The 12,690-nt window shown below is 70.1% G+C and carries 9 protein-coding genes; 5 read left to right on the top strand and 4 right to left on the bottom strand.

Translation table 11 applies throughout. The features are described from left to right. The first annotated feature begins 118 nt into the window (after nt 1–118). From Q8S38_RS05835 to Q8S38_RS05820, 4 genes are all read left to right on the top strand, one after another. Nucleotides 119–1,144, top strand: coding sequence for an AAA family ATPase (locus Q8S38_RS05835; RefSeq protein ID WP_305679482.1), 1,026 nt, complete (start codon nt 119–121; stop codon nt 1,142–1,144). Between the two features lie 14 nt (nt 1,145–1,158). Beyond that, the gene (locus tag Q8S38_RS05830; protein WP_305679481.1) at nt 1,159–2,073 is read left to right on the top strand and encodes a DUF58 domain-containing protein; all 915 of its coding nucleotides are present in this window, start codon (nt 1,159–1,161) and stop codon (nt 2,071–2,073) included. A 178-nt stretch (nt 2,074–2,251) separates the two neighbouring features. Continuing rightward, on the top strand, nt 2,252–5,086 hold the full coding sequence (locus tag Q8S38_RS05825; RefSeq protein WP_305679530.1) for a DUF4159 domain-containing protein: 2,835 nt from the start codon (nt 2,252–2,254) through the stop codon (nt 5,084–5,086). Between the two features lie 55 nt (nt 5,087–5,141). Beyond that, complete coding sequence (locus Q8S38_RS05820) at nt 5,142–7,238, top strand: hypothetical protein (RefSeq protein ID WP_305679480.1); 2,097 nt, start codon at nt 5,142–5,144, stop codon at nt 7,236–7,238. 143 nt (nt 7,239–7,381) lie between these two features. Here Q8S38_RS05820 and Q8S38_RS05815 read toward each other — a convergent pair whose 3' ends face one another. Further along, nucleotides 7,382–7,882 (bottom strand): GNAT family N-acetyltransferase, encoded by a 501-nt coding sequence (locus Q8S38_RS05815; protein ID WP_305679479.1) that lies wholly within the window; start codon nt 7,880–7,882, stop codon nt 7,382–7,384. A 184-nt stretch (nt 7,883–8,066) separates the two neighbouring features. Beyond that, on the bottom strand, nt 8,067–8,510 hold the full coding sequence (locus Q8S38_RS05810) for an NUDIX domain-containing protein (protein WP_305679478.1): 444 nt from the start codon (nt 8,508–8,510) through the stop codon (nt 8,067–8,069). Nucleotides 8,511–8,925: 415 nt separating this feature from the next. Between Q8S38_RS05810 and Q8S38_RS05805 the strand changes: the two genes are divergently transcribed. After that, nucleotides 8,926–9,819 (top strand): metallophosphoesterase family protein, encoded by an 894-nt coding sequence (locus Q8S38_RS05805; RefSeq protein WP_305679477.1) that lies wholly within the window; start codon nt 8,926–8,928, stop codon nt 9,817–9,819. Between the two features lie 154 nt (nt 9,820–9,973). On the opposite strand, the gene Q8S38_RS05800 is transcribed toward Q8S38_RS05805, so the two are convergent. Then, complete coding sequence (locus Q8S38_RS05800; RefSeq protein WP_305679476.1) at nt 9,974–10,720, bottom strand: glucose 1-dehydrogenase; 747 nt, start codon at nt 10,718–10,720, stop codon at nt 9,974–9,976. Between the two features lie 108 nt (nt 10,721–10,828). After that, a complete protein-coding gene (locus tag Q8S38_RS05795; protein WP_305679475.1) occupies nt 10,829–12,637 on the bottom strand; it encodes an ABC-F family ATP-binding cassette domain-containing protein in 1,809 nt (602 codons plus the stop codon). Nucleotides 12,638–12,690: the final 53 nt, after the last annotated feature.

Raw genomic sequence — 12,690 nt, 5'->3', positions numbered from 1 at the left:
TGCATCGCGCCATTCCGTCCTTGAGCCGGCATGGCGCCCCGTCCACACTCAACGGCTCAGGCCGTTGCAAGGTTGCGAAACGCTCGTCGGCGCGACCCAGAGGGTGAAGGAGATCGATATGGTGGCGCAAGTCCGGGCGGCGGAGACCAACCCGCCGATCAGCCTCGATACCGGAATCGTCGAGGCGGCGGAAGCCGCGCTGGGCGCGATCGGTGCGGCCCGCACCGAAATCGGCCGCGTCATCTTCGGCCAGCAGAAGGTCGTCGATCTCTCGCTGATCACCCTGCTGGCGGGCGGCCACGGCCTGCTCGTCGGCGTGCCGGGCCTCGCCAAGACCAAGCTCGTCGAGGCGATGGGCACCGTGCTCGGCATGAGCGCACGCCGCGTCCAGTTCACGCCGGACCTGATGCCCTCCGATATCCTCGGCTCCGAGGTTCTCGACGAGAGCGCCGACGGCAAGCGCCATTTCCGCTTCATCAAGGGCCCGGTCTTCGCCCAGCTGCTGATGGCCGACGAGATCAACCGCGCCTCGCCGCGCACCCAGTCGGCCCTGCTGCAGGCGATGCAGGAGCACCACGTCACCGTCGGCGGCGAGCGCTACGACCTGCCCGCGCCCTTCCATGTTCTGGCGACGCAGAATCCGATCGAGCAGGAGGGCACCTACCCCCTGCCCGAAGCCCAGCTCGACCGCTTCCTGCTCGAGATCGACGTCGAATATCCCGATCGCGACGCCGAGCGCCGCATCCTGATGGAAACCACAGGCGCCTCCGAGCACAAGCCGGCCCAGGCGATGTCGGCGGAGACGCTGATGTCGACGCAGCGCCTCGTGCGCCGCCTGCCGGTCGGCGAGACGGTCGTCGATGCGATCCTCGATCTCGTCCGCTCCGCCCGCCCCGGCCCCGGCAGCGACGCCGCGATCACCGACAAGCTGGCCTGGGGTCCCGGCCCGCGCGCCAGCCAGTCGCTGACGCTGGCCTGCCGCGCCCGCGCGCTGGTCGAAGGCCGCCTCGCCCCCTCCGTCGACGATGTCGTGGCGCTGGCGGTTCCCGTCCTGAAGCACCGCGTCGCGCTGACCTTCGCCGCCCGCGCCGATGGCGAGACGGTCGAGGGCATCATCGGCAAGCTCGTCGAGAAACTGGGATAGGAGGAGCCGAGCCGATGCTGCGCACGCGCGTTCTCGGGTCCACCGAACGCCAGCCCGCCAGGCCGGTCGTCACCGCCTCGCTCGATCTCGCCGCGCGACTGCCGCGGCTGATCCTGGAGGCGCGCCGCGTATCCGCCAGCCTGCACGGCATCCATGGCCGCAGGCGCGCCGGCCCCGGCGAGACCTTCTGGCAATACCGCCCGCTGGTGACGGGCGAATCCTCGTCGCGGATCGACTGGCGCCGCTCGGCCCGGGACGGCCATCTCTTCGTGCGCGAACGCGAATGGGAGGCCTCGCACGCCATCTGGCTCTGGATCGACCGCTCCGCCTCGATGGGCTTCGCCTCCTCGCTGGCGCTGGCCTCCAAGGTTGATCGTGCGCTGATCGCGGGCTTTGCCCTGGCCGAGACGCTGGTCGATGGCGGAGAGCGCGTCGGCCATCTCGGGCTGACGCGGGCGCTGGCCTCGCGCCGCATCGTCGAGACGCTGGCGCAGGCGATCCTGGCCGATGCGAAGGGGGCAGAGCTCGATCTGCCGCCCGACGGGCCGCTGCCGCGTCTGGCCGATGCGATCATCATCACCGACGGCTTGTCGCCATCCGCCGCGCTCGCCCAGCGCATCGCGACGCTGTCGTCGTCGGGCGCGCGCGGCCATGTCCTGCTGATCGCCGACCCGATCGAGGAAACCTTCCCCTTCACCGGCCAGGCCGAACTCTTCGATCTCGAGGACGGGCTGTCTCTGCGCGTCGGCGATGCCGGCGCCTGGGGCGCGGAATACCGCCAGCGGCTCGAAGCCCATCGCGACGCGATCCGCGAGGCCTGCCGCAAGGCCGGCTGGACGCTGACGCTCCACCGCACGGACCGCCCGGCGAGCGAGGGCGTCCTGCGCATCGCCAGCCTGGTGGCGGCGGCGCGGGGGACCGGGCGATGAAGGCAGCCGCTTTTCTCCGAAACACGTCCTGTCATTCCGGAGCTTCGCGCAGCGAAGAACCCGGAACCCACGACCGGGCACGACAGAATTTCGATGGTGCCCTGAGGTCAAGCCAGGTCGTGGGTTCCGGGCCCGGCCCTTCGGGCCGTCCCGGAATGACAGAGGAAGCGGGCCCATGCTGAGCTCGTTGCCCCTCGCCTTCTCCGCCCCGCTCGCGCTCGCGGCACTCGCCCTGCTGCCGGCGCTGTGGCTGATCCTGCGGGTGACGCCGCCGCGGCCCCGCCGGATCGATTTTCCGCCGCTCAAGATCATGGCCGACCTCGTCGCCAAGCGCGAAATGCCGGCCCATACGCCGTGGTGGCTTCTGGCGCTGCGCATGCTCGTCGCGGCGCTGGCAATCCTGGCCGTCGCCGGCCCGGTCTGGAACCCGCCGCGCGAGGCCGGTCCCTTGCGCGGACCGATGCTGCTCATGATCGACAACGGCTTTGGCGCCGCGACCGATTGGCCCGAGCGCCTGCTGGTGGCCGAATCCCGTGTCGCCGCCGCCGGCCGCGAGGGCCGCCCGGTCGCGCTGCTGGGGCTCGCCGAGAACCCGAGCGAGATCGCGCTGTCGGAACCCCGCGCCGCGCTCGACCGGCTGCGCGCGTTTGCGCTTCAGCCGCATGCGCCCGACCGCTCGGCGCATCTGCCCCGCATCGAGGCCTTTCTGCGCACCGCGCCGGACGCCGAGATCGTCTGGGTCGCCGACGGGCTATCCGTGACCGATGATTCGTCCTTCCTGGCGCGACTGAAGCAGGTCGCCGATGCGCGCCGCCTCTCGATCCATGCCGGCGCGATCGACCAACTGGCCCTCGCCGCACCCGACAACCTCGCCGGCGCGCTGGCGGTCAAGGTGCTGCGCCCGACGCCGTCGGCCGCCGCCAGCGGCCAGGTCCGCGCGCTCGACCTCAAGGGCCTGCCGCTCGGCGATGCGCCCTTCGTCTTCAGCGGGTCCGACCTGCAGACGACCGCGCGCCTGACGCTTCCGATCGAAGTCCGCAACGCCGTCTCGCGGCTCGAGATCGTGGGCGAGCGCAGCGCGGCCGCGGTCGCCCTGCTCGACGACCGCGCCAAGCGTCGCCGCGTCGGCATCGTCTCGGGCGCCACCACTGACACCGCCCAGCCGCTGCTCTCGCCGACCTATTATGTCTCGCGCGCCCTTTCGCCCTTCGCCGAGATCCGCGAACCGCGTCCGGGCTCGACCGACCCGGTCGGCGAATTGCTGGCGCAGAACCTCTCGGTTCTGGTGCTGGCCGATATCGGCGCGCTCGACGCCGACACCGCCGGCAAGATCAACGCCTTCATCCAGCGCGGCGGCGTACTGCTGCGCTTTGCTGGGGCGCGTCTGGCCGCGGCATCGGACGATCTGACGCCGGTGCGCCTGCGCCGCGGCGGCCGCACGCTCGGCGGCGGCCTGTCCTGGGAAACGCCGCGCAAGCTCGCGCCCTTCACCCGCGAGAGCCCTTTCTTCGGCACCCAGATCAACGATGATGTCCGCGTCAGCAGGCAGATCCTGGCCGAGCCCGAGGCCGACCTGTCGCGCAAGACCTGGGCGGCGCTGGAGGACGGCACGCCTGTCGTCACCGGCGAGCGGCGCGGCGACGGCATGATCGCGATGATGCATGTCACCGCCGATACCACCTGGTCGAACCTGCCGCTGTCGGGCCTCTTCGTCGAGATGCTCAGAAAGATCGTCGGCCTGGCCGGCACCGGACCCGCCGCAGCCGAGGGAGAGGATGCCCGCGTGGAAACCCTGTCGCCGACCCGCGTTCTCGACGGCAGCGGCGCCTTCCGCAGCCCGCCCGCCACCGCGCAGCCCGTCGCTCGCAGCTTCACGGCGCGCGCCACCCTCGCCCACCCGCCGGGCATCTACGGCCCCGCCGACGGCTCTCTCGCGATGAACGCGCTCAACCCGACCGACACGCTGCGCGCCATCGACCTGGTGGCACTCGGCGCGCCGATCCTTCCCGTCGACAAGCCGGTCGCGCGCGACATCCGCCCGCAATTGCTGGTGCTGGCGCTGCTGCTGCTGGTCGCCGACACGCTGGCGACGCTCTGGCTCGGCGGCCGGTTGTCCTTTGCCCGCAAGGCCCGCCGCGCCGCGCCTGCCGCGATCCTGCTGGCGCTGGCTGTCGCGGGAGTGGTGGCGTCGCCTGGGCCTGCCATGGCTCAGGCCACCCCACCGTCGGCGCCCGCTATTGCCGCTGTCGACCCGCGCCCGCCGATCCCGCGCGAACTCTTCGCCGCAGGTGCCGTGACCCGGCTCGCCTATGTCGTCACCGGCGACAAGGCGGTCGACGACATGTCGAAGGCCGGGCTCGCGGGGTTGAACATCGTGCTCGGCGCCCGCACCGCGCTGGAGCCCGGCGAGGCCGTTGGCGTCAATGCCGACCGCGACGAACTCGCCTTCTTCCCGGTGCTGTACTGGCCCATCGTCGCCGGCCGGCCGATTCCCGCCGCCGAGACGCTGCGCAAGCTCGAAGCCTATATGAAGGGCGGCGGGCTGGTGATCTTCGACACCCGCGATGCGATGAGCGCGCGGCCCGGCGGCGGCACCACGCCCGAGGGCGAGCAATTGCGCCGCATGCTGCAGACGCTCGACATCCCCGAGCTCGAGCCGCTGCCGCGCGACCATGTCCTGACCAAGACCTTCTACATCCTCGACGGCTTCGCCGGCCGCTATGACACCGGCACGACCTGGGTCGAGATCCTGCCGCCCGCCGGCGCCGATGGCCGCCGCCCGGCCCGAGCCGGCGACAATGTCTCGCCGATCGTCATCACCTCCAACGACCTCGCCGCGGCCTGGGCGATCAACCGGCGCGGCGAGCCGCTGGTGCCGCTGTCGGGCTCCGACCCGCGTCAGCGCGAAATGGCGCTGCGGGCCGGCGTCAACCTCGTGATGTATGCGCTCACCGGCAACTACAAGGCCGACCAGGTCCATGTCCCGGCCCTGCTCGAAAGGTTGGGCCAGTGACGGCTGAGGGGATGCTCGAACGGCGCGCGGGGCGCGCCAACAGGAACCCGATCTGATGTGGAGCCTCTCCTTCGCCCCCCTCGTCCCGCTGCCACTGCTGATCGGGCTCTCCGTCCTGGCGGCGCTGGCGGCGGGCGCGGCGATCGTGCTGGCAGGCAGGAGCGCCATCCTGCGGGCGCTGGCGCTCGCTGTGCTGACAGTGACATTGGCCGATCCCTCCCTCGTCTTCGAGGATCGCGAGCCGGTCAAGGACGTCGTCTCCGTCGTCATCGACCGCTCGGCGTCCAACCGTCTGGGCGACCGCACGGCCCAAACGCAGGCGGCCGAGGCCGAGGTCGAGCGCCAGCTGCGCGGCCTGACCAATGTCGAACCCCGCATCGTCGAGGTCCGCGATGCCCAGGGCTCCGGCGACGGGACCCGCCTGTTCGAGGCTCTGGCCGCCAGCCTCGCCGACGTGCCTTCCGAGCGCGTGGCCGGCGCCATCGTCATCACCGACGGTCTCGCCCATGACGCGCCGCCCACAGCCGAGGCGCTGGGCCTGCGCGCGCCACTGCATGTGCTGACGACCGGCCGCGAGCGCGAGATCGACCGCCGCATCGTGCTGGTCGATTCGCCCCGCTTCGGCATCGTCGGCAAGGACCAGACGGTGCGCCTGCGCGTGCTCGAAAAGGGCGGCCCCGGCCGCGCCGGCCTGATCGTGCGCCGCGACGGCGAGATCATTGCGCGCCGCGAGGTGATCGTCGGTGAGACCGTCTCGGTGCCGGTGCGGATCGACCGCGGCGGCCCCAATGTCGTCGAGATCGAGGCTGCCCCTCTCGACAACGAGCTGACGCTCGCCAACAACCGCGCCGTCATCACCATCGACGGCGTCCGCGACAAGCTGCGCGTGCTGCTGGTCTCGGGCGAGCCGCACCCGGGCGAGCGCACCTGGCGCAACCTGCTCAAGGCCGACGCCAATATCGACCTCGTGCACTTCACCATCCTGCGCCCGCCCGAGAAGCAGGACGGCACGCCGATCAACGAGCTCTCGCTGATCGCCTTCCCGACGCGCGAGCTGTTCCAGGTCAAGATCAAGGAATTCGACCTGATCATATTCGACCGCTATGCCAACCAGTCGATCCTGCCGCTGGTCTATTTCGACAACATCGTCCGTTATGTCCGCGAGGGCGGCGCGCTCCTGATCGCGGCGGGTCCGGAATATGCCGGCGCCCAGTCGCTGGCGCGCACGCCGCTCAACCAGATCCTGCCGGCGATCCCGGACGGCTCGGTCATCGACGAGGCCTATCGCGCCCGCGTCAGCGATCCCGGCAAGCGCCATCCGGTGACGCGCGATCTACCGGGCTCCGAGGTCGAGCCGCCGCAATGGGGCGAATGGCTGCGCATGGTCGGCGCCCGCGCCCGCACCGGCTCCTCGGTCATGACCGGCCCCGGCGAGCGGCCTCTCCTGGTTCTCGCGCGCGAACAGAAGGGCCGCGTCGCGCTGTTTCTCTCCGACCACGCCTGGCTCTGGGCGCGCGGCTTCCGCGATGGCGGCCCCCATCTCGACCTGCTGCGCCGCCTCGGCCACTGGCTGATGAAGGAGCCTGATCTCGAGGAGGAGGCGCTGCGTGCCGTCGCGCGCGGCGGCGTCATCGAGGTCGAGCGCCAGACGCTGGGCGAAAATCCGGCGCCCCTGACCGTCACCGGGCCCGACGGCCAGTCGCGCTCGGTTCCGCTCGAACCCGGCCGTCCCGGCCTGTTCACCGCCCGCATTCCCAGCAGCGAATTCGGCCTGCATCGCATCTCCGGCGACAACCTCACCGCCTTCGCCAGCGTCGGGCCCGAGAATCCGCGCGAGCTGATGGAGGTCGTCAGCAATCCGACGGCGCTTCAGGCCCTGGCCGAGGCGAGCGGCGGCTCCGCGCGTCGCATCGGCCAGGAGACCGGCTCCGGGGTGAGCGTGCCCCGCATCGTCCCGGTGCGGTCGGGCAGCCAGTTTTCCGGCTCGGACTGGATCGGCCTGCGCATCAGCGATTCCGGCATCGTGCGCGGCGTCCAGATTTCGCCGCTCTTCATCGGCCTGATCGGGCTGGCGCTGCTCTTCGGCGCGCTCGTCGCCGGCTGGATCGGCGAGAGCGGTCGCAGGTTCAACCGGAAGCCCGACCCGGCCTAACCCTGTCATTCCGGGGCGCTGCGCAGCAGTGAACCCGCAACCCATGACCGGGTGAGCGTTGTCTCGAGCTGACGGCCAGGGAAGCGCCCGGTCGTGGGTTCCGGGTTCTTCGCGTCGCGAAGCCCCGGAAAGACAAGCGCGCCTCACCTGATCGCCGTGACCGCGCCGCGCCGCTGCGCGAGCACGCCCGTGACCAGTTCCAGCGCCAGGAACCGCGCCGGATCGGCCGGCCCCGGCAGGACAAGCTGCCCGGGCGGGATCCCCGTGAAGCCGAAGCGGGCATAATAGGGCGCGTCCCCCACCAGCATGATCAGGTCATGGCCCGCGGCGCGCGCCGCATCGATCGACCGGTTCATCAGAGCCGCCCCGATGCCACGTCCCTCGAAGGCGGGATCGACCGTCAGCGGGCCCAGCATCAGCGCGGTGTGGCCACCGGCCGCCACCGGCGTCACCCGGATCGAACCGACGAGGAAGGTGCCGACATGGGCCGCGAAGGTCAGATCGGCGTCCGGCGGCACGCCCTCGCGCAGGCGAAAGGCGGTGCGGGCGAAGCGCCCCGGCCCGAAGGCGCGTTCATGCAGCCGCTCGATGGCGGGGCCATCGACGGGAAGCTCGTGGCGAATGGTCAGGGGCAGCGATGTCATGACGAGGAAGACCTGCAGGCGGGCAGAGAGGCTGGCGGGCGAGCGCAGGGTCCGCGCAAGGCGCGTCCATGCCGGGATGCGCGTTCAGCGCGCCGGTCGTCGCAGCAGGGAGGTCGGGAGCCCATTCGTCATGATGGCGGCGCTGTAGCAGAGCGCCGGGCGGGCGTCCATCCGGCAGGCGCCTTCACCAATCCGTCGCCGGAGCTTGTCCTGCAGCGATCTCCTCGAGCCGCCGCCGCGTCGCCGGTGTCAGCCCCTTCGGCAGGGCGTCGAGCCCGAACCACCCCGCCTCGGCGATCTCCCGATCCGGCCTCTTGACCTCCTCCACTACGAAGTCGCGCACGACATACAGCGCCACGTGATCGCGGCGCGAGACCTTGCGGTTGAAGTAGACGCCGAACAGCTGCGCAGGCCCGCTCAGGCTGATCCTGGCCTCCTCCTCAAGTTCGCGCGCCAGCGCCTCGATCATCGGCTCGCCGGCCTCGACCCCGCCGCCCGGCAATTGCCAGCCCGGCGTGTAGGTGTGGCGGACCAGGAAGACCTCGCCTGTCTGGCTCAGAACAGCGGCCCGCACGCCCAGCGTCATGCCGCGAGCAAAGCGAAAATAAAGATGCAGCAGGCGGATCATCAGGCGCTGCGGCCCCGTCAGCCCCCTCTCCCGCCCCGGCTGCGGCCCGGGCGGATCTGACGCCTGTGACATGTCCGGCACGCTCGAAGCCCTCTGGTTAATCAATTGTATATGCAATTGGCGCATGGCGGACCGTCGTTCCACGTGCCGCTGCGTCACAAACGCGCCGCAAACAAGGACGATATCGCTGCCTCACGACTTGGAAAGTTCCGTTATGCTGCTCTCGTTCATTATTGCTCGCTTCCGCGCCAAGCGCGCCTTCGTCTGGCAGCCGGCTTTGACCCTCACCGATTCGCGTATCGTCTCCGAACTGACCGGCGCCGCGAACTGAGACCGCGCCTCGTGACGGAGGCTGCCAGCCGGCATGCGACCTCACGCTTGACGACGGGTGGGCCGCAAGGCAAGCGCTGAGACTGTGTTCACGCTCGCGCATCTGTCCGACCCGCATCTCGCCCCGCTCGCCGGGTTTTCACTGCATCAGCTTCTCGGCAAGCGGGCGACGGGTTACGTCAATTGGCGCCGGAAGCGCCGGCATGCGCATGACATGGACATCCTGGCGCTGATCGTCGCCGATATCCGCGCGCAGACGCCCGATCATGTCGCCTGCACCGGCGACGTCTCCCATATCGGGCTGCCGCAGGAATTCAGGACGGCCGCGACCTTCCTGGACACGCTGGGGCCGCATGAGGCGGTGAGCTTCGTGCCCGGCAATCACGACGCCTATGCGCGCTCCTCCCTGAAGGCGCTGGCGGGAATTCTGGGTCCCTGGGTGGCCAGCGACGACGGGCGCGCCGGCTATCCCTGGTATCGGCGGCGCGGCGACATCGCGCTGATCGGCATGAACACCGGCGTTCCAACCCTGCCGCTGATGGCGACCGGCAAGGTCGGCCGCGATCAGATCGCGAAAACCGAGATCCTGCTCGATCGCGCGCGCGAGGAGGGCCTGATCCGCGTCGTGCTGATCCATCACCCGCCCTATGTCGGCGGTGCGAGGCGGTCACGCGAACTGGTCGATGCGGCTGCGTTCGAGGCGATGCTGGCGCGCAAGGGCGCCGACCTCGTGCTGCACGGCCATAATCACAAATTCTCGCTTGCCTGGCGGCCCGGCCCCGGCCGCGACGTGCCGATCGTCGGCGTGCCCTCGGCCTCGATCGGCCCGCTCGGCCATGGCGAGATGGCGAGCTGGCACCTGTTCCGTATCGAGGGCGACGGAAAAGCCCCGCACATCACGCTCGAGCAGCGCGGCTTCGAGCTCGACGGCACGGTCATGCGACGCCAGGAGATCGCGCTTCACACCAAGCCGGTATGAAGCTCGGCGCACCGCCTGAGAGCAGCTGACAATTCGTCAGCGTGAGTCGGCTGGCGCGGCGTTCGAGAACCGGAGCGGAGCGGACATGGGTCCGTGAGCACCGGAAGCGCAGAACGCCGCGTCAGACGGCCGCGATGGCGGATTGGCAGCGCTCTCAGATGCAGCGGCCGCCGTCGACGGCCAGCACTGAACCGGTAACCATCTCCGCCTCGTCCGAGCACAGGAACAGCGCCGCATTGGCCATGTCCTGCGGCGTCGAGAGCCGGCCCCAGGGAATCGTGGCGCGGAACTGCGCGCGCTTCTCCGGCGTATCCTCGCCCATGAAGGTCGCCAGCAGCGGCGTTTCGCCCGCCACCGGCGCAATCGCGTTGACGCGGATCCGATCCGGCGCCAGCTCCACCGCCATCGACTTCGAGAGCAGGTTCACCGCGCCCTTGGAGCCGTTGTACCAGGTCAGGCCGGGCCGCGGCCGGACGCCCGCCGTCGAGCCGATATTGAGGATCACGCCGCCGCCCTGTTCGCGGAAATGCGGCACCGTCGCCTTCGCCATCAGATAGATCGACTTGACGTTGACGGCGAAGACCCGGTCGAACTCCTCCTCGGAGACGTCGGTCATCGGCATGTTGCGATGGCTCGTGCCGGCATTGTTGACGACGATGTCGAGCCGGCCGAACGCGGCGATGATCCCTGCCACCGCCTCATTGACGCTGGCGGCCTTGGCGACGTCGCAGGTCACGGCGAAAGCCCCGCCGCCGATCGCGCCGGCGGCTTCCTTCGCCTTCTCGCCGTTGAGGTCGAGCACCGCGACGCGCGCGCCTTCCCTGACGAAGGTCTCGGCGATGCCGAACCCGAATCCCTGTGCCGCGCCGGTGATCAGCGCCGTCTTGCCGTTGAGTCTCATCGCGTATCCTCGCCTTGTGATGTGGCGCGATCTTTGGGCAGATTCCGCGCCGTCAACAAATGCGTTTTCGCGATTGGGCCGAGACGGGAAATGTATGGCGGATGGGCGTCAGGCCCCGATCTCCTCCTGCAGCATTTCCAGCGCCAGCCAGCGTTCCTCCGACTGGGCGATCTCGCGGGTGACCTCTTCCAGCCGCGCCGTCGCCTTGGCGAAGAGCTTGGGGTCGCGGGTGTAGAGGTCGCCGGCCATCGCCGTCGTCAGCTTCGCCGCCTCCGCCTGAAGGACTTCGATGCGCTTGGGCAGCGTCTCCAGCGCATGCTTCTCGTTGAAGGAGAGCTTGCGCTTGTTGACGAGAGCCGGTGCGGTCGCGACCGGCGCAACCTCGCCGGCCGGCGACTTGCCCGAGACGGCCCGCACCTTCGCCCCGACGCCGCGGCCGCGCTGCGCCAGCATGTCGGTGTAGCCGCCGGCAAACTCGGTCCAGACGCCGTCGCCATCCGAGATCAGCGTCGCCGAGACGACGCGGTCGATGAAGTCGCGGTCATGGCTGACCAGCAGAACCGTGCCCTTGTAGTCGGCCAGCAGCTCCTGCAGCAGGTCGAGCGTCTCGAGGTCGAGATCGTTGGTCGGCTCGTCCAGCACCAGCATGTTGGAGGGCTTCGCCAGGGCGCGCGCCAGCATCAGCCGGCCGCGCTCGCCGCCTGACAGCGCCCCGACCGGCGTGCGCCGCTGCAGCGGCTGGAACAGGAAATCCTTCATATAGGCGATGACATGGCGCGGCGTGTCGCCGACCATGACCTGGTCCGAGCCACCGCCGGTGAGCGCATCTCCCAGCGGCGTCGCGGGATCGAGGCTCTCGCGGCGCTGGTCGAGCGTCACCATCTCCAGCGAGACGCCGAGCTTCACCGTGCCGGAATCGGGCGCGAGCTGCCCGGTCAAAAGGTTGATCAGCGTCGTCTTGCCAGCGCCATTGGGGCCGACGATGCCGATCCGGTCACCGCGAGCGACGCGCAGCGACAGATCCTTGATCACCACATTCGAGCCGAAGGCCTTGGCGACATTGACCGCCTCGATCACCAGCTTGCCCGAGGTCTGCGCCTCGCTGGCCTCGAGCTTGACGCTGCCGACGGCGAAGCGCGCGGTGCGGCGCTGCTCGCGTAGGCCGTGGAGTTCGCCCAACCGGCGCTGGTTGCGGGTGCGGCGCGCGCTGACGCCGTAGCGCAGCCAGTCCTCCTCGCGGGCGATCTTGCGGTCGAGCTTGTGCCGGTCGATTTCCTCCTGGGCGAGAACCTCGTCGCGCCAGGTCTCGAACTCGCCGAAGCCCTTGTCCATGCGCCGCGTCAGGCCGCGGTCGAGCCAGATCGTGGCGCGTGACAACGTCGTCAGGAAGCGCCGATCATGGCTGATCAGCACCATCGCCGAGCGCAGCGACTTCAACTCCTGTTCGAGCCATTCGATCACCGGCAGGTCGAGATGGTTGGTCGGCTCGTCGAGCAGCAGGATGTCGGGTTCCGGCGCCAGCACCCGCGCCAGCGCGGCACGGCGTGATTCGCCGCCCGACATCGTCGCGGGGTCCTCGTCGCCGGTAAGGCCGAGCTCGTCGATCAGATACTGCGCGCGATACGCGTCGTCGCCCGGTCCCAGCCCCGCCTCGACATAGGCCAGCGACGTCTTGTAGCCGGTGAAGTCCGGCTCCTGCGGCAGATAGCGCACGGTGCAGCCCGGCTGGACGAAGCGGACCGCCTTGTCGGGCTCGACCAGCCCGGCGGCGATCTTGAGCAGGGTCGACTTGCCCGAGCCGTTGCGGCCGACAAGACAGACGCGCTCCCCGGCCGAGACCGCGATTTCGGCCGCTTCCAGCAGCGGTTGTCCGCCGAAGGTGAGCGCGACGTCGCGCAGATGGAGCAAGGGAGCCATGGTGGTGTCCGTGAGGGGGAATGCAGGCGGGATAGACCGGCAGGCCCGAGATG

The organism is Allobosea sp. (genome assembly GCF_030695125.1).
Lineage (GTDB): Bacteria > Pseudomonadota > Alphaproteobacteria > Rhizobiales > Beijerinckiaceae > Allobosea.
Note: the sequence above shows the minus strand (reverse complement) of the source record. Positions and strands in the feature narration are given on the sequence as shown.